At 48.7% G+C, this 18,552-nt stretch carries 13 protein-coding genes; 1 reads left to right on the forward strand and 12 read right to left on the reverse strand.

Features of this window, described 5'->3' with window-relative positions; all coding sequences use genetic code 11:
- Positions 1–75: 75 nt before the first annotated feature.
- The 7 genes from ACZOTW_RS06310 to ACZOTW_RS06340 all read right to left on the reverse strand — a co-directional run bounded on the left by ACZOTW_RS06310 (position 76) and on the right by ACZOTW_RS06340 (position 12,574).
- Positions 76–6,030 (reverse strand): alpha-2-macroglobulin family protein, encoded by a 5,955-nt coding sequence (locus ACZOTW_RS06310; protein ID WP_483997780.1) that lies wholly within the window; start codon positions 6,028–6,030, stop codon positions 76–78.
- A 97-nt stretch (positions 6,031–6,127) separates the two neighbouring features.
- Positions 6,128–7,720 (reverse strand): arginine--tRNA ligase, encoded by a 1,593-nt coding sequence (gene argS, locus ACZOTW_RS06315; RefSeq protein WP_428038190.1) that lies wholly within the window; start codon positions 7,718–7,720, stop codon positions 6,128–6,130.
- Positions 7,714–8,244 carry a ribosome silencing factor gene (rsfS, locus tag ACZOTW_RS06320; protein ID WP_483997781.1) on the reverse strand — a complete coding sequence of 177 codons (531 nt, stop codon included), beginning with the start codon at positions 8,242–8,244 and terminating at the stop codon, positions 7,714–7,716. The genes argS and rsfS overlap by 7 nt, the downstream gene beginning before the upstream one ends.
- Before the next feature lie 51 nt (positions 8,245–8,295).
- Positions 8,296–9,168 carry a LytR C-terminal domain-containing protein gene (locus tag ACZOTW_RS06325; protein ID WP_483997782.1) on the reverse strand — a complete coding sequence of 291 codons (873 nt, stop codon included), beginning with the start codon at positions 9,166–9,168 and terminating at the stop codon, positions 8,296–8,298.
- Positions 9,138–10,268, reverse strand: coding sequence for a nicotinate-nucleotide adenylyltransferase (locus ACZOTW_RS06330; protein WP_177746770.1), 1,131 nt, complete (start codon positions 10,266–10,268; stop codon positions 9,138–9,140). Before ACZOTW_RS06330 ends, ACZOTW_RS06325 begins: the two co-directional genes overlap by 31 nt.
- A gap of 9 nt (positions 10,269–10,277) precedes the next feature.
- Entirely contained in the window at positions 10,278–11,549 is a 1,272-nt protein-coding gene (locus ACZOTW_RS06335; RefSeq protein WP_483997783.1) for a protoporphyrinogen/coproporphyrinogen oxidase, read from the reverse strand.
- Between the two features lie 2 nt (positions 11,550–11,551).
- Positions 11,552–12,574 (reverse strand): MraY family glycosyltransferase, encoded by a 1,023-nt coding sequence (locus tag ACZOTW_RS06340; protein ID WP_483997784.1) that lies wholly within the window; start codon positions 12,572–12,574, stop codon positions 11,552–11,554.
- 33 nt (positions 12,575–12,607) lie between these two features.
- On the opposite strand from ACZOTW_RS06340, the gene ACZOTW_RS06345 reads away from it, so the two are divergent.
- The gene (locus tag ACZOTW_RS06345) at positions 12,608–13,237 is read left to right on the forward strand and encodes a hypothetical protein (protein WP_428043142.1); all 630 of its coding nucleotides are present in this window, start codon (positions 12,608–12,610) and stop codon (positions 13,235–13,237) included.
- Here the strand turns inward: ACZOTW_RS06345 and ACZOTW_RS06350 are convergent.
- Genes ACZOTW_RS06350 through ACZOTW_RS06370 form a run of 5 tightly spaced genes read right to left on the reverse strand, consistent with a single transcriptional unit; the run spans position 13,220 to position 17,717 of the window.
- Positions 13,220–14,644 (reverse strand): lipopolysaccharide biosynthesis protein, encoded by a 1,425-nt coding sequence (locus ACZOTW_RS06350; RefSeq protein WP_428044952.1) that lies wholly within the window; start codon positions 14,642–14,644, stop codon positions 13,220–13,222. The genes ACZOTW_RS06345 and ACZOTW_RS06350 overlap by 18 nt on opposite strands.
- Before the next feature lie 54 nt (positions 14,645–14,698).
- A complete protein-coding gene (locus ACZOTW_RS06355) occupies positions 14,699–15,520 on the reverse strand; it encodes a purine-nucleoside phosphorylase (RefSeq protein WP_177746760.1) in 822 nt (273 codons plus the stop codon).
- 12 nt (positions 15,521–15,532) lie between these two features.
- Positions 15,533–15,886 (reverse strand): YraN family protein, encoded by a 354-nt coding sequence (locus ACZOTW_RS06360; protein ID WP_483997785.1) that lies wholly within the window; start codon positions 15,884–15,886, stop codon positions 15,533–15,535.
- Positions 15,883–16,524: a ribonuclease HII gene (locus tag ACZOTW_RS06365; RefSeq protein WP_483997786.1), complete on the reverse strand. Its 642-nt coding sequence runs from the start codon at positions 16,522–16,524 to the stop codon at positions 15,883–15,885. The genes ACZOTW_RS06360 and ACZOTW_RS06365 overlap by 4 nt, the downstream gene beginning before the upstream one ends.
- A 26-nt stretch (positions 16,525–16,550) precedes the next feature.
- Complete coding sequence (locus ACZOTW_RS06370; RefSeq protein WP_483997787.1) at positions 16,551–17,717, reverse strand: hypothetical protein; 1,167 nt, start codon at positions 17,715–17,717, stop codon at positions 16,551–16,553.
- Positions 17,718–18,552: the final 835 nt, after the last annotated feature.

Genomic DNA, 18,552 nt, shown 5'->3' on the forward strand with positions numbered 1-18,552 from the left:
CGGGTGTTTTTTATACGGATTTACATAAAAAATCCCGGCTTGGCAGAAACCAAACCGGGAACAATAAAAACAGGCTTATTTATCTACGGTTAATAATTCCGTGCCTGTGTGGGCGCCAAATTCAGGCGCGTACATAGATTGCGCCTGTGCGGGGAGCGCGCGGAATTTGCCGGGAATTGTCGGGCGGAGTACATAGGTAAGTGTTACCTTTCCGGCGGGTAACCGGTTGATAAAGAACCGGGTGGCCGCTTCGCGTGTTTCGCGGTATAAGGACAATTTATCCCACTCCCAGCCGCTTGTTAAATCCTCGCTTTCAAAGCCGGCGGGCTTGGGGTCATCCAGTAATACATATTCAAATGCGCTGTCCGTTGTCAGCGTGAGGTGCACCTCCACCTCGTCGCCTACTTTTATTTCGTCCAAATCCTGCACTGGGCGGAGTTTCTGTACCCCGTCTTGCGTAAAGCGCGTAAAGTATTCGCGCGTTACGTTGATAACTCCCTTGGGCGAAGCCTTTACGTTGGGCGTTTGGTACAGCACAGACAGCGAAGCAAAATCAGGCATTATGCCTTGTTTGGTAATTTCGGCGGTTTTTATTTTTTCGCTAATTTGGCTGTTCGTGCGCACAAACTGTAAGTCATTAGTCCAGGCCGTTGGCTCAAACGCGAAGTGCTTTTGCTCGCCGTCCCAATTTACCTGATAGGTTACCGGGAGCGACAGCGCGCCCTTGGCCTGCATTATGTCCAGCAGGGCAAACACGGCTTGGGCCGCGGCTTTGGAATTATTCCACCCGGTTACTTGGCGGTTAAAAAGCAACCATTGGGTCATAGCCTCTATTTGGGGGGCTTGCGGGCGGATTTCTGCCAGCGCGCGCAGGGTGGCCGTTTGGGTGGAAAGGGTGTCCCGATACCAAACCCAACTTTGTTCCTCGGGGGCAAAATAGGCTCCGGCCAGTTTATCCTGTTTCATACGGGATAAAACGAGGTCCAGGTATTGGTTGGCTTTTATATCGTCTCCCAATCGGTGGTAAACAGCCGCCGCATAGGTTTGGCCGAGGGCCGTCATAAAGCGGGCGTGCTCCCCGGCATAGTCGGCCCAGCGCTTAATATAGGGTTTTGCCTGTGCGATTTGTGCCCAGTTTTGGGGGAACGCGGAAAGAGTATAAGCCGCATATAGCGCTAAGGAAACCGTATCTTCGCTCCCGTCTTTATCGGCCTTTAATTTTTGTTCAATACGGGGGACCATATAGGAAATTGCCTGTTGGGTTTCGGCTTGCGGTATTTCCGCACCGAAAGATACGGCGGATGCAAACGCATTTAAGGCATAGAGGGTTAAATAGTCGTCGTCGTGTCCGCCCGGGAACCACGCAAAAGCGCCGCTTGTGTTTTGGAATTTTTTAAGTTGCGTGAGTTCCTTGTTTAGCGTTTTTTGGACCGTTCCCGGATTGAACAAATCTACTAGATCCGCGGTTTTGCTCTGGCGGCCTTGGGCTTGGCGCAGCCACGGTGTTTGTTCTAACAGCGTTAAACGCAACGGATCCTTTTCGTTCCAAACGGCATCTTGACCCGTACGTTTGGGCAGTTTAGAAACCGCTTGTTTCAGTTGCGGATAGGTGGTGTAGAACCGGTGAACCACAGCCAAGGGCGCATAGCGGTTTAAGGTGCTGACAAGGTCTTTGTATGGGGTTGTCAGCAGGTTGGGCATAGAATTAAGCACCGAAAGCGCCAAACTGGGATGAATTGTCAGAACCGCTGTTTGCATATCGGCGGCGGGTATGTCTTTCAGTTCGGTCAGTTCCAAGGTGTTTTGCCCGTTTTTAAGCGCGGCATTGACCGTAGCCAAGGTGCGTTGGCGGCCCGGATAAACAGGCAAGGTTTTTTGTTCGCCGTCGCTTGCCTTGCCGCTGCGGGCGGTGGCGGTAATGCCGTAGAGTGCGGGAACATTGGGGGCGGTAATTTCCCACGTTACAAATTCAGTTGCGTTTGCGCCAACGGTTACGCGTTTAGCCGTATTTGTCAGGCCGAAATCCATGAGGGCATTTGCTTGGTCCTTTTGGATAGCAAGAGCGACCTCGGTGGTAATTTTTTTACCCGTTAAGTTGGTAACGGCGGCCTGTAAAATTCCTTTATCGCCCTCCCGGAAAAAACGCGGCATTTGCAGGCGGACCATAAAGTCCTTGCGGGTAACGGTGGCGGCGCTGAACGCGCCGAAATCGGCATTTTGCGTAAGTGCAAAACCGACAATATTCCAAGCCGTTAAACTCTGCGGCAAGGTAAATTTAACGATACTTTGCCCATTAACGACAGGCAAGGCCGCATTAAAATACGCAGTCGCGGCAAAATTGGTACGCGGGGAATCGGCAGAACCCGCATCATTGGGCGCGGCGGCGGTATCAAAAGATTCTTCGGTTGCGGTGTCTTCGGCGGTTTCAGCAAAACTTTCCTTATAGGTGGCTTTGCTTGCGGCCAGTTGCGGGACGGCCCCCATAGCGGACTTTAACATTACGTTGTTGGCGCGCGAAAGCCCGAACATACGGTATGGGCGTGCCGCCATTTGCAGGTTACTGGCGGGTAATCGCGGCGCCGGAGTAAAGGTATTCTCTGCTTTCCCTGTAAAATAGTTGGAAAAATATCCGTTGGCCTGGTTAGAGGCGCGGTCGGCCGTTTGGGCATTTTGCGGGAAAAGCGCCTGCGCCGATAGTGCGTGTTCCGGTTTTGCGTAATAATCTAACGATTTATCATATACCGTCAAAGCGGCTTGTCCCTGTACGGGACGGCCGGCAGCATCTTTTACGGTTAATTTCCAAGAGGTATCCTCTCCCGGGCGGACCTCATTGGGAACGTCAATAACGGCCGATAAATTCTTATTGTTAAAGGGAATTTTTACGGTTGCTTGGCCTTGGTGGAACGTATAATTGCTGGCCCCAAACCAAGCAAGCGCCAGCCCGCCGCGCGCCTCTTGTTCCACCGGGAAGGTGTAAACCGACACACCGCCGGGTAATAAATCTTTATGCGTAAGGAAGGTTTCCCCACGGTAGATTTCCACACGTTTGGAGCCTGTCAGATTGCCCGCGCCCAATAATACGCGCGCGGTTTCCCCGGGGTAATAAGTTTCCCGTTGAAAAAGCGTAACGTCCGGCAACTGTAACTGAGAGCGCGTGTCCGCCACCACAAAAACCATACTTTGCGTGCCGGCTTTGTCCGCCTTTAAGGTCAGACGGTAAATTCCTTCCGGCAACGCGGGCAAAGATAAAGTCTTTTCTCCGGCGGTTTTAAAGGAAATATCCCGCGTAAAAGCGGTTTTGACTTCCTTGGCGTTTTTAAATTGGTTTTCCAATGTGCGTTCCGGGGACGGATAAAAACGGTTTTCCGCTTGGACTTCCGGCAATGTGTTTTCCAATAATGACACCTTGACAGATACCTTGCCCGTTACTGCGTTGCCGTCTGCATTGGTAAGTGTGAGCCGGGCAAAGTCGGGCGTTTGGGTATTGGCGTCATAAAAACCTTGCGTAAAGTCCAGTTTAAAGAGTTTAGCCAGCGTGCTGACCGTAAAGGTCTTTTGGGCGCTGATAGGGCGGCCGCTTTCGTCCAACACTTCGGCTTTTACCACATATTTGGCAAAGGTTTCGTCCTTTTCCTGTTGGCGGGGGGTAAAGGAAATTTTAAAAGATCCCTTTTCGTCCGTTTTGGCGGAGCCTTGTGCGATAACGGTATCACCGCCGGCAGGCGGAAGTACGGCCCACCAGTAGAAGGGGGGGAGATAGTCTTGGCGGAGTATCGTATAGTTGATGACGGCTCCGGCCAAAGGCGCGCCAAAATAATACTGGGCTTGGCCGGTTACGGTGGTTTCCTTGTTATATTCTCGGGTGGTCCCGTCCGCAGATAAAGTGATTTCGTAATCCGGGCGTTTGTATTCTTCTACTTGGAACGACTGGTAGGTGCGGTAGGTCCGGTTATTTGCGGTCAAGGAAGCCTGTATTTGAAAGTAGCCTAACATTGGGTTGTCCGGCAGGGTAAATTCAGCCTGTGCGGTTCCCATTGCATTGGTGGCAGGACGGGCGGTAAAGACGGTGTTGCCCGAAGCGTCCGCCACTTTGATTTCCACGCGGTGATTGGGAAGAACCTTTAAGCCGCGCGGCAAGGTTTCAAAAGCATTTAAAGCGAGTTGCACCTTTTCGCCGGGGCGGTAAATGGCGCGGTCCGTTTGCAGGAAAAGCCGCACCGGTTCGTTATTATAAAAATGAAAATAGAGCGCAGGGGCAAAGGCTCGGCTGCCGTCTTTTTCTGCCAAAGGGCTGATAAAATAGTTGTTATTGGTGTTTCTGGCGGTGCTGACCGTAATGGGGCGCACAAACGCGGCGGAGCCGTCGGCCTGTGTAGCCGCTTTTTGGCGGGTACCTTTCCAGGTGGTGATAATGTCCAAATTAGCGTTTCCTTCCGTTTCGCCTGTTTTTAAATTAGCGGTGTACACGCGGAATACATTGGGGCGGAACGTTTGCGTCTTGCCGGACAGAGTGGCTACATACTTATCCGGATTGTCCTCAATGGCCCCGGTAACGAACAAGGCCAAATCGGTGGCATTTAAAACGGCGCCTTGCACGGGTGCGGAAGCATCATCAAAAGAGGCGTCATAACTGGCTAGCACAAAGTAGAAACCGTTTTCAAGCGGGGGGAGCGCAACAGTGGCCTTTTGCTCAAAATAAGGGCGTTCGTACATTACTTGTGTGGAGGCGGCTTTGTAAGGCGCGCGGGAAAGCACTTCCTTTATGTTTTTGCCGGCTAAACGTGTGAGAAAATCCCACGAGTTCACCGTTCGGCCCACCTGCCCTGCGCGATAGAATTTTAACAGTTCCTCATACGAGGTTTTGTATATACGGACAAATACTTCTTGTGCGTTCCGGGCGGTGAAAGATAGTTCTGTCTTTTGCGGATTAATGGCCTTGGGCAAGGCATTAAAGGATAGTTCCTTTTTTAAAATTTGCTTTTCCAGTTGGGCGCATTGTTTGGCATAGTAGCCGTTGTTTAAGCCTTTGCCAAAGCGGGCCATTTTAAGGGCTTCTTCGCGGTCGCCGTTGCGGTTCCATAATAATTCGGCGGCCTTGTAAGCCGCATAAGAGCGGCCATAGTCGGTATTGTCGGCAGACACATAGCCTTTAATTTTATTCCAAAAGCCCAAGGTTTGGGGGGTAAGACCGCTGATGATATTCAGTTGGCTGACGGCGGCGTTAAGGGCTTTTTCCTGATTTTTCAATTCAAAAAAGCGTTCTTGCGTAAAGGGTAATAAAATAAAATCGGTTTGCCAAAAGATTTTGGCATTTTGGCGGCCTTTTCCGTCTAGCAAATAGGCGGTTTTTAGAAGGTAAGTTAATTTTTCGGCCTGTTCCTTCTGTTGGGGCACAACCTCGGCATATCCGTCTAAATATTCGGCATTTTCCAAACGGGCGGGGACAACGGTCTTTTGTGCAGTTAATCTGTTGCGCCACTCAAACACCACATAATCAAACAGCGTGGGGATACGCTGGGTATCGGTTTCCTTGATGTTTAAAATAAGGGTTTCGCGTTCAACCGGGAAATTGATAAGCGCGGCGCGCATAGCCCAAAGCGTTTCGTAATCTTGGGTGATGCGGGATTCCCACTCTTCCTTGGTCCAGGATTCGGGGTCGTTTTGCGCGTCATTAGAGTCTATTTGCCGTTCGTTTAACAGCCGGCGGTAAACTGAGGCGGCTTGATCTGAAATTTGGATACGGTAGAGCAAAAAGCGCACTTTCCACAAATCGTTTTCAGGCAGGGGATAATTCCAAATGGTTTTAGCGGCATTTAAATATTCTCCAAGGCCGTATTGGCAGGCGGCATAGCGCAGTTGGGCGTGCAGACGCTCCTCTCCGGTGGCCGATTGCATTAATTGTTTGTACTGTGTGAGCGCGGACGAATAATCGCCTTTTGCAAAAGATTCCTCCGCCTTGGGCAGACTTTGCGCCCCAAGTGCCAACGGCAACAGCAAAATGCCTAAAATAAGATAAAGTGTTTTTTTCATACAATTCCCCTTTATAAAAAATTGCCGGAGATGAAAAATCTCCGTCCGCCCGAAGGAGGATAGAGATTTTTCTGTCTATATTTTAATTTGTCCGGGCTTACATTTGTTCCGGCGCGCTTACGCCGATAAATTCCAGCCCTTTTTTAATCCGCTCCGCTACCCGTTGGCAAATAAATAAACGGGATTTGGTTTGTTCCAAGTTGTTCTCATCCAGCACGCGGCAGGTATCGTAGAACGCGTGGAACAGGCCCGCCAATTCAACCAAATAAGTGGTCAAATGGTGGGGGCTTAAATCTGCAATGCAGTTGCGCAAGACGTGTTTGAGCCAAATCAGTTTTAACAAAAGTGCTCTTTCCTGCGGGGCAAGCGGAGTGGTAATGCCGTTATAATCGGTAATGCCCGCTTCCGCCGCGGCTTTGAAGATAGAGTGAATACGCGCGTGTACATACTGCACATAGAAAACCGGGTTTTCGTTGGTCCGCTTTTTGGCCAGGTCCATATCAAACATCATATGGGCATTGGGCGTGCGGCTGGCGAAGAAGAATCGGCAGACATCTGTGCCTACTTCGTCCATTAATTCGCGCAAGGTAATAAAGCGGCCTGCACGCTTGGACATTTTTACCTGCTCGCCGTTTTCAATTAAATGCACCAGTTGGTGGATAATCGGTACAAAAGTTTTTTCTTCGTGGCCCAACGCGTGCACAGCGGCCTTCATACGCGGTACATAGCCGTGGTGGTCGGCGCCTAAAATATCAATTAAGGTATCGTAGCCCCGGTCGTATTTATTTTTGTGATAAGAAATATCAGCCAAAAAATACGTCGGGCGGCCGTCGTGGCGCACAAGCACGCGGTCCTTATCGTCCTGTGCTTCGGCATCCTTGGTAGAGCCGAACCAAACCGCCCCGTCCTTTTCGTAAGTATAGCCTTTGGCCGTTAAGGCTTCCAAGGCTTTCTTAGGGGCTTGGTCTTTGTGCAGGTCTGATTCGCGGAACCAACGCGTAAAATCAACGTGAAAATCTTTCATATCCTGCTGTTGGGTTTTGATTAACTCTTCCATTGCCCAACGGCCGTATTGGTCTTCGGGCAAATCAGCCGGGATACGTTTGGCTAAATCAATTAAATAAGTGCCGTGATAGCCGTTTTCCGGAGGTTCTTTTCCCTCTTTGCGGGCTTTGACGGACACCGCCAACAGTTCGGCCTGGTTACCCGCATCATTGACGTAATATTCGCTGTCGCAAGAGTAGCCCAAGGCGCGGTGGATTTTAACCAAACTGTCGCCCAAACTGGCTCCGCGTCCGCTGGCTACGTGCAAGGGACCGGTAGGGTTGGCGGAAACAAATTCAATTAAAATATTGTGTTTGGAGGTTTCGGCACTGCGGTCTTTAATACGACGGTCGGAAGCGCAGGTAATAACAAAGTTGTCTTCTAATTTTAAATTAATAAACCCGGGCGGAACGGCTTGCGCATCGGCAATGCCGGTCAGTTCGCGCAAGACCTTGCAGGCCTCTTTGGCGATTTCCAGCGGGTTCTTGTGTAACTTTTTGGCGGCAGCCATTGCCCACACGAGCGAAATGTCCGCCCCGGTATGGGCGGGTGCGGGGGCAAATTCCACTTCGGGCAATTCGCAGCCCTTAAAGTAGTCCGCGTTGGCGAGTTTTAAAGAGATGTCTTGTTTTAGTTTTTCTAGCATAAGAGGTTATTTCTTTTTAGCGGTTTTTTAGCAGCCGTCTTTTTTACGGCAGTTTTTTTAGCGGCGGTTTTCTTGGTGGCCGCTTTTTTTACCGCGGTTTTTTTAACGGCAGTTTTTTTGGCGGTTGTCTTTTTGGCCGGAGCCTTTTTGGCTGCGGGTTTTTTTACTGCTTTTTTAACAGGTTTTTTATAGTCAATTTCTTTACCGAAACTGAAAATCTTATCAAGCGCGTAAAAATCGCGCGCTTCCGGCGTCATAATATGGGCCAAAAAACCGCCATAGTCGCTCACACGCCACATATGGCTTTCTCCGCCGTCGCGGTTGGCTTTGTAATAGCCCAATTCTTTTAATTTTTTGCTGATTTCTTCTTCCACCGCGTCCAAATGCGGTTTAGAGGTGGCAGATACGATTAAGATATAATCGCACAGCGAAGAAAGTCCGCACAAATCTATTACTTTAATATTCTCGGCCTTTTTGTCATCGGCAAGTCTTGCCGCCAGGCATACGAGTTCTTTGGTATTCATAAACCACCTCTGCAAATAACGTTATAACTGCAATAAAATTAGTCTAGCATTTTAGAGCGGCATTTCAAAGTCTTTACCCAAGATAATGCGTGTGTCGCATATTACGTTGGGGGAGGAATCGGTCTTGATTTCGCCGTTTATGCCGATAGCGCGGCTTAACTGTTTTACCTGTACCAGCCGTCCGCTGTAATCCACGATAGAGGAGGTATCCTGTAACGTGGGATAATTATCATATTGCAAGACGTCCACGCGCAAAAGACCTTTGGCATTTTGGTCGCGCAAAAATTGCGTTAATTTTAAGGCCAATCCCCGTTGGCCGGACGCATTTAAAATTTCCACCACTATCGGGCGGTTCTTTTGTGTCAGGGGGGCCATATCTGCCACCAGAGGCATCTCCGGCATCTGCTGGCGGGCCTTTTTGGCGCGCTTAGAGAAAGGGGGAAGTTTTAGGGCAAAGTCGGCGGCTTCCAACTGTGTTAGTTCCAGGGATATAAGCGCAAACTCCGCCGGAGTTAAGTTGGTGCGTTTATCGTGCCAGGCTGTGATATAGGCCCATACCGCTTGTCCGATAATAAGCGGATTGTAGCGCCAGTTATTTAAGGCTTCTTTAAAGGTGTTCCACGCTTCTTCCCGCCCGGTAATTTCGGGTGTGAAAAATTTGGCGCGGTTTAAAGGTTTACAGTTGTGCGGCGGACAGGTTTCGGCCCGTACGGAAATAGCCGCCTTGCGCGTGGCCGGATTATAGGCAATATCCATAGCCGGGGAAGTCAACACCGATAAATGTACGGAGTCCTTTTCCCGGTTCGTCAGAATTTGTACGGTGCGCGAGGTAAGTTGCGCCCAAATGGCCCAAGCAAAAAGCGCGGTGGCCAAGAGCATCAGGCACCGCTCGGTTATTTTTCTTGCTTTATTAAGTGGTTCCATAAGTGTGTTCCCAGCGGGCAAAGCCATTTTTGTGTATCTATGGTAAACAGAAGTTTGCGGTTAGCCGCATAGAGCAGGGCTTTATTTAAGTCTTGCAACGCCAAATTGCGTATGACGAAGGCGTCTTTGTACTTGCGGTCCTTGGAGGAAATATCCGCCACAAACAGAATTTTAGAAAGTGTACTCATATGCAAACTGCCCAAAGTATGCTCGGCAATAGCGCGGATAACGTCTTTATTGGTTACGCCAAACTCGTGCTGTGCAATCCACGCCGAAACGTAACTGTGCAGCAAACTTGGCTCCATACGGCAAATATCTTCAAAAAACGGGACTTTAATTTTATGTTCTTTGCAAAAAGCAATCAGTTCCGGCCCGGAAAAACCTTTGCCCGCGTCGTGCATAATGCCTGCTTTTACGGCAAGTTCTACATTTACGTCGTAAATATCGCTGAAAGCGGCAGCCATTTCCGCCACGTTTTTGGAGTGCAAATAACGGTTGGGCTTTAAATGGGCCTTTAACCAGGTGTGCACGTCCAAGCCATAGAGGTTATTTTCGCGGATAATCGGGGCAATAATTTCCGGAACGGTGTCCGGCACGTCCCCGCAGGCTAAAATATGCGCACGGACACGGCTGGACGAAAGTTTCGGGAAAAATCCCGGCAAAAATAAATGGTTAAATTGGGCCGGATTTTCGTTATATCCTTTGCGTTTTCCCGCTACGACTACGGCATTATCAAAAATATAACCGGGGTTCTTCCAATTATGCAAATCATTTAAGCAGTCGGTGCCAACCAATAAATAAATCTCCGGGTTATCGTAGCGCTTTTTAAGGTATTGGACTAACTGATAGGTGTAAGTTTTACCGCCCTGTTTTAATTCGTAATCGTCAAAAACAATATTTTTGCCAAAACCGGCAAAGGCCAGTTTAAGCATTTTCATCCGCAGGCGGAACGGGGTGGGAGATTTTGCTTTAAACGGAGAGTGATAGGCCGGAACAATGTGTGCGACATCCGGCGCGATGACTTTCATCGCGCGGCGAAACAAAGAAACGTGCCCTTTGTGTACGGGGTCAAAACTGCCGCCAAAAACGAGAACTTTCATAACACCTCATTATACAAGTTTTTTGGCTAAATCCAAGCCCTCTAATAGAGATTTTTCCATAAAGGAATATTCCCATTTGCCATACCGTCCCGCACACAAACACCCGCACCCTGCCAACGCCTTTAAGGCTTGGCTAACGGCGCTTGCGCGGTGCTTATCGTAAACTGCGTAGGCATAAGGCAAGGACTGCCAGAAGGAAAATAAAACGTCGTCGCTTTCTTCTATTATACCTTTTTGGACCAAAGCCTTCCAAATGCGCTTTTCACTCTGCTGTGTACACGGATAGTTTCCGGGCAGTTCCACATAAAATGTGCTGATGCCTTGCGGGGCATTATCCGGGGAAAAACCGCTTTGCAGGCCTACTCGGTAAAAGGGGTCTTCTTTATCGGGGAAGTAAATCCAACTAAACGGTTTTACCGCACGCTTGACGGCAAAATTATAAACTCTAACTTGTGTGTGGACAAGTTTATTTGCCAGCGCGGAAAATTCCGCTTCCCCGGTTAGACGCAAAAATTCAGGCAAAGGCAAAGTATTTACCAAATACTCAAACGAAACGGATTGGTTGCCGCATTGGGCTGTTTTATGGGCTAAATCTATGCGCGTAACAGGTGTATTTAACGATAAATGGGTGATAGGGCGCGCCAAGGCTTCTGCCAAGGCCCCGCAACCGCCGCTGGCGGGATAATAAAAATATGCGTTGTAGCCGTAGTCTTTTTTCGGCGGGGTAACGGTGCTTTTTAGTGCTTCCTCCACGGTGGGAACGGGAACAAACGGCCCGCACCAGTCGCAGGTCATTTCCTTTGGGTCGCGTCCCCACAGTTTTGTATTATAGGGGCGCATAAAAATTTGGTATATGCCCGCTCCGAACGATTGCAAGCACCACTCTTTAAAGTTTTTGGGAGCGGGGGTGGTTTGTCGGGCACAAGCCAACAATCCGTTGAGGCAGCGTTTGCGCTCTTTTTCGGGCAAGGCAAATAAATTAGCCTGAAACGGAAACGGCACGCGGGAGGACCCGGTGTAAATCCAGGCGCGCCGTTTTACGCGGCGCAGATTTTGGCCCAAAAGACCCTTTACCAATTTTTTCCCTGCCGGGGTGTGCAAATGTAGTAGGTGTCCGCTAAAATCAAAGGTGCAGCCGTTTAGCACTTGGCTTTGGCAAAGTCCACCGGGGGCCTTTTCTTTTTCTACCAAAAGATAGTCCGTTTGGCCTTGTTTTTCCAAGTGGTAAGCGGTGGAAAGCCCGGTTAGACCGGCGCCTAGAATTAATGTTTTAACGTGCATAATTAATCCGCCGGTAATTTGAGTAAATAAAAGGTAAGTATAAGGGCCGATAGCCCGGTCAAGACAAATAAACCGATAACCAAAGGCAGCCCGGCGCGCGTAAGAACCCACGCACACCCGTTGCACAAAAGCCCTGTGGCGGCGAACGCGGTTACAATAGTGCCCGGTTTCCACCCGGCTTTTTTAAGCCGCAGGGCGATATGGTCAGGGCTGCCCTTTAAAGGGTTTTTGCCTTTTAACAGGCGGGCCAGGCTGACAAAGGCCGTGTCAAACAGGGGTACTGCCAAAATAAAGAGAGGAGCCAAAAAGCCCCAATCCGTGTGCCCGCTATATCCTGTTCCAATGGATAAAGAAGCCACCGTAAAGCCGATAAGGGTGGAGCCGCTATCGCCCAGAAAGATTTTTTTGCTTGCGTGGTTGTGCGGCCAAAAGGCAAGACACGCCCCCAATAGGGATAAGGCCGCAAAATTGACATATACATATTCGCCGGGAAGTGCGATAAAAGTAAGTCCCAGCGTGCAGATTACGCCTTGGCTCACGCACAGTCCGTCCATAATGTCCAACAGATTAAAGGCGTTGGTTAGCCCCGCCACCCACAAAAACGTAAGCGGCCAAGCCACCCACGGAGAGGGAAACGCCCGTATGACTATGCCGTAATAAATAAGGGCCGCCACCGCTGTCAGTTGCACAAGTAATTTAAGGGTAATATTCACGCCTTTGGGTTTGTTTAAATCGTCCGCAAGACCCAATAGAAAAACCAGCAGGCCGCCCAAACAAATGCCGCGCAGGGTGTGTAATGTGCCGGAAGGAAAATCTGTGGTTAGACGGATAAAAACCAATCCGGATATCAAACCTAAAAAAATACCGCACCCGCCCAGCAGAGGAACCGCCCCGTGATGTGTTTTCAGCCCGCCGGGGTTATCTAAAAAGGCCCGTGAAACCGCTCGGCGAAGAATAGGCAGCACTCCCGCGCAAACCGCGCACGAGACGATACCGGCCAGCAAATAAAGGACAAAAGGTTTCATAATATTTATAATATCATAATAAGGAGACAAGATATGTTTAAAAGAATTTTAACATTTTCATTAGCCGTATGGCTCTGTGCGTGTGCGGGGGGGCAAATCAAGCAAATGCCAAGTGGAATGCGCGCTTATAAAAAAGTAGATTTTTTTGTTGGCGGACGTACTCAGGCGGCTTTTAAGGCCGTCGGACAAATGAACGAGGACTATGTGGAAGGGGTTTTGCGTATTAAAAAGATCGGGGCGGAAGATTATGACGTTTTGCTGATGACGGGGGCCGCCTATAAGGTGTTGCACGCAACCGTCAGCCCCGAGGGAATTGCCTACCGTTATTTGTTTAAAGATGCAGATACTGCGGTGGTGCGCGGGCGCATTACCCAGTTTTTAAATTTGTTGCTGTCTGATGCGGGAGTATTTCAAAAGTACCGCGTGAAAGACGGAGAGATTACGCTTACTTACCAGGGGCGGGATGCCAAAGAACGCTTTTTATACCGCGAGGGGGATTTTTATCCATATGCGGCACAATCGGTAACAATGCTCAATACGGCAGATTTGTTTTATGATGAATATGCCCTCTTGGATACAACCGGCGATATAAGTGTGCCGCACATTTTGGTATATAAAGACGGCAATATTACACTGGATTTGACGTTAATCAGTTTGCGGTAATGTGCGCCTTAAAAAGAGATACATCCACCCGGGATAGAGTGTTAATAAAGTTATTTTTGCCCACACGGCGCCGTTAAAATACCGGGCTATGCCCACCGTAGCCAGGCAGACGAGCAACATCACTGCCAGTTTTTTGTATTCGTAAGGAATGGGATAAACCTTTTGCGTAAAGGTAAAGAGCGCGGCTGCCATTACCGCGTAACTGACGGCTACCGCCCACCCCGCGCCCAAAATGCCGATATGCGGCACCAAGGTTAGGTTGGTGGTAATGCTGGCGGCGGCTCCTAAAAGGGTAATCCACATCAGCACCCGTGTTTTTTTGGTAATTACAGGCCCTACCATAAAGTTAATATATAACCCATAGAAGAAATATCCCGTTACAATAAGCGGAATAATGGAAAGCCCGCCCCAATAGTCAGGCCCGATTAAATGGAAATTGCCAAAAAGGTTGCTTTGGATAAGGTCCGGCATTAAAAAGGAAATTCCCAGTAAAAACCACGAGCCGAGCGCAAAAAAGAAAGATAATACCTTGGCAAAGGTATCTTTGGCATCGTTATCTTTGGCGTGCGCTAAAAAGAAAGGCCTCCAAGCCTGGTCAAACATAGACACCAAAAGCATCATAAAAACACCGATTTTAAAGTTTGCCTGATAAATACCCACCTGCTCCGCGCCCACTAAATGTACTAAAATGGGCTTGTCTATCACGCTTACCAAAAGACTTGCCACCCCCGCGGGAACAAAAGGCCACGCAAAGGACCACATTTCTTTTTGCAGTTTCCAATCAAAGGCAAAGGGTTTGTGCCCTTTCAATTCACCCCACCAAACGGGTGTTAAAACGATAAGCGAAGCCAAAGAAGCCCCGATGTTGGCCCATAAAATGGAATTTGGCCCCCGGTGCAAAACCGCCAAAAAGAATACATTTAATGCCACATTTATCACAATGGAAAACGCCCGCACGCCCGCAAAATACCACGCTCTCCGTTCTAAGCGCAACTTGGTAAAGGCAATCATATTTAAAACATCTAAAAATAAAATGGCGGCGGCTAATTGAAAAAGACCAAAATTTTCGCCCAGTCCCCACCATAGGGATACTTCGGGGGCAAAAATATAGAGCAGTCCGCCCAATACCAGGGCATTAGCCAAGACTCCGTAAAAACATTGGCGAAAGACTTTATGTTTGTTTTCTGCTTCGCTTGCAAAACGCAGGTAACTTTGGTCCAGCCCAAACAAAAACACCACGCTTAAAAGCGCAATGGCCGCAAAAACGGTGGCAATCGCGCCGTATTGCGCAGGTTGCAGATAGTAGGTATAAAAGGGAACTAAACAGAAGTTAAGCAGCCTGGCGAGCACAGTGGAAGTGCCGTAGATGAGAGTTTCTTTGCCGAGCCGTTTGATATCCTTTGCCATAAAACAAAAAAATCCGCACGGGTCTTTTTATATGCCCGTGCGGATAAATAATCCTTATAATTTTACGAATAAAATTTCCAGCAATTTTTTAAATTTGCCTTCAATTTTTTTGGTTTCGCTGATAGTTTGCGCGTGGGAAAGCGGCTTCTTTTCAATACCGCAGCCCATATTGCTTACCCAGGCAAGGCCCAATACGCTGATGCCGCATTGGCGTGCTACCAACACTTCCGGCACTACGGACATACCGACAACCGTTGCGCCCCATTTTTTGAACATTTGGATTTCGGCCGGAGTTTCAAAGTTCGGGCCAGTAGCCGCCAAATATACACCTTCTCCGGCGGTTACGCCCGCTTTTTTGGCGGCGGCAAGGGCTACCTTGCGCATACCTTTGTCATACGCTTCGGACAAGTCAAAAAACATCGGGCCGAAGGCCGGGTCGTGGTTGCCGATAAGAGGGTTGTTGCACATAAAGTTAATGTGGTCTTTCAGCACGCACAGGGCGCCGGGTTTTAATTTAAGGTCCATAGAACCGACGGCTGCGGATACCAAAAGTTTTTCCACACCAAGCATTTTTAAGGTGCGGATAGAGATGGCCAAATCTTTCATCGGGTGGCCTTCGTAATAGTGGAAACGGCCTTGCATTACTACAATGTTGCGGCCTTTATAAACACCGAAAATGAGGTTCCCGCTGTGGCCGGGTACGGTACTTTGCAAAAAACCGGGAATAGACGTATAAGGAATTTTTACTTCTTTTTCCAAGGGCGGTATGGAACCGGCCAAACCGGACCCGGTGATAAGAGCAATTTCGGGCTTAAAGTTTTTCGTTTTTTTGTTAATATAAGCGGCTGCTTTTTTTACCTGCGCGAGTTGAGTCATATTCCCTCCAATTTACATTGTCGTTCTTTCCGGGAAGAACGCATTTTCAATATGTTCTATCTTTTCCGGCAGAACGCAGATTACATCAAATCTAATACTATCAAATTTTAAGCCCTTTGCTTGCAAATAGGCGTGGGCTGACCGCGCGATTTTCTTTTGCTTGGCGGGAGTAACTGCCATAAGCGGCCCGCCAAAGGCCGTGTAAGCCCGCGATTTTACTTCCACAAACACCAAGGTTTTTTTATCTTGTGCGATAATATCAATCTCTCCGTATGGGGCGGCGAAGTTTCGCTCCAACAGACGGTAGCCCTTGGCTTTTAAAAATTGTGCGGCGCTTTCTTCGCCCGCCAGGCCCAAGCGGTTCACGGCAAAATGGACGGCGCCAATAATTTACGCACCGGGGCAAACGAACGGCGGTGCTCCGGGCAGGGGCCTAAGCGGCGCAAGGCGTCCATATGCTTGGCTGTACCGTAGCCTTTATGTCCGGAGAAATCGTAACCGGGATATAATTTGTCCAACACGGACATATAGCGGTCCCTGGTAACTTTGGCTACAATGCTGGCTGCGGCAATAGCCAAAGATTTGGCATCTCCGTCTATAATAGGTTGTTGTTTGGCTTCCAGTCCGGAAATGGGGTATGGCCCGTCCACTAAGAGTACGGAATTGGGGATATGTTCAAATTTTTTTATGGCGCGGCGCATTGCTAAAAAGGTGGCTTGTAAAATATTTAAACGGTCAATTTCGGCGGCGGAAGCAAAGCCCACCCCAAAGGCCGCATCGGACGTTTGGAGCCGTTTAAACAGTTCTTCACGCTTCTTTTCGGTTAATTTTTTGCTGTCATTTACATCGGTAAAGTCCGCCGCGGCGGCCGGGGGGATAAAGCAAGCACACGCCACCACAGGGCCTGCCAACGGCCCCCGTCCGGCTTCATCTACGCCGATAATAAAGTCGCACTCGGTGCAGATGGCCTGTTGTTTGTCAAAGTTAAATAGGGGACTTGTCATAACAGTATTATAGCAATATTTCCCCGTCAGAAAATAGGCTGTTGCAAAATTGTTACGCGTTTATCCCCGCGGAAGAAATTAAGCGGGTTTTGGATAAACTGTTTGTACAAATATTCGTCCCGTTTATGATTGGGCAATTTTTCGGGCTTGGCTATGGGAATAGACAAGTTAAAATTGACCGTTTCCTCCACTTCTTGCCCTTGCTGGTTGACGATAGTGCCGGTGCGCGTTTCATTTAAATGCAAGTGCAACTTTTCCGGACGGGAATATTCGTGCGTGGTAATGCGCAGGCGAAGGGATTTGTCTTTATTGTAAATAGCAATGGCTTTTGCCTTGGCATCAAACACGACGGTTATCGGTTCGCGCAGGTGCTTTTCCCCGTTAATTAAATAGCGGTAGAGATGCGGCAGAAATTCTAGCGGACCGCTATAATTGTAAACTGCAAACTCCTGACCGTTCCCGACGGTAAAGGTGCTGTTTAAATTAACGTGCCGGATACCGTGCTTAGGGTGTTTGGGAGTTAAAAATTTTTCAACGGAAAAAACCAAATCCTTTGCGTTAAAGTTTTTGGCTGTCAGGCGGGAAATATCGTTCGTAAAGCGCACGCGCAAGGTGGCTTGGTGCGCGTTGGGAGAAAATGCCTTTTGAAACTGGGTGCGGTTTTCTGCCAAAAAGCGCAAGCGTTTTAAAAAACGTAATTCCAAATCGCGGTTATTTTGCATTTCCACCCGTTTGAAAAGTTGGGTCAAATGGGGGGTAAGAATATAAAAGTGTTTTTTATAATAGGTGGAAGCAAAGGCTTCAAACATATTGGGTTTGTGGTATTTATCTGTTAAATTCCACCATTGGCGCAGGGCCTCAGTCGGATTTTTATTGCCTTTCAGCAGTTCTTTAATATGCTGGTGCGGACTCATCGGCATCCGGCGGGATAAGGTTTGCCCGACGGCTTGGGTTTGAGCGGCCAGTTTGGCATTTGCCTTAGCGGACATTTGGGCTATTTGGGCGGCCGGGATTTGTGTGGCAACGCGTGCGGTGGCTAATTCAGCCGGCAGACTGGGCACACCCTTTACTTTTACAATTTTGACGGCCCGGCGCGTGGAGCGGAGCCCTTTTTGCGCCCGGACAGGCAGAGAGGCGCTTAATAAAAAGAAAGCGAGAATCAACGGGATAGTTTTTACGATGCGTGTGTTCATACTAACAGTATAACACGGGAGTTTTATAAAAAGAAAGGGCTAAAAGACCCAGACCGCTTATAGGTCCTTTTGGGTAACAATGAAGTGAAAAGCGGAGGCTTGTTTTATTGTTTTTTTCATTATCCCGGAGTGTTTGGCAGGCCCGCGTTATTATTGTTGTCATTCCCGAGGGTTTGGCGGCTCGCAGGGTTCGGGAATCTGTTGCGGTGGCTGTGTGCGTTTGTAGTCATCCCCGAAGGTTTCTGTCGGGGATCTGTCTTTTTGTAAGAAAACCGCAACGACAAACAGCAGATTCCCGACTACGACACTCGGGAATGACGGCTTTATAAAAAAAGAGGTCATCCTGAACTGCCGCCCATATCGCTAGGCGGCAGCCCGTAGTGTTTCTGTACGGGGTCTATTGATCGGTTTCAGGTTCTATTGCTTGTGTAGTTTGCCTTTTATATTGTAGTTGTCGTCATCCTGGAAAGTTGTAGTCCAGGATCTGCCGTTACTCTAAAAGAGGACAACAACAGATACCGAAACGCTCCGCACCGGCAAACCTTCCGGTATGGCCTTTTAGATAACAACCCAATCAGTAGATCCTGAAATAAATTCAGGATGACTTTATGTTTATGACGGCCTTGTTTTATTTATGGGTGTTGTTTTGTTGCTTGCGACCTTGCCAAAACAGTGTGGCCCAATAAATCAAAAGGGCGCGGACAATCTGCCACCTGCAAGGCTCGGCGCGTAGTGTTTTTTTTAAGGATTGTTTTTATTTTTTTTTTTGTTAAAATTTTGAAAATTAAGGCCGGATATACCCGGATGTATCCGGTATATAAAAACACATATAAAA

This window comes from Candidatus Avelusimicrobium sp. (assembly GCF_056976295.1).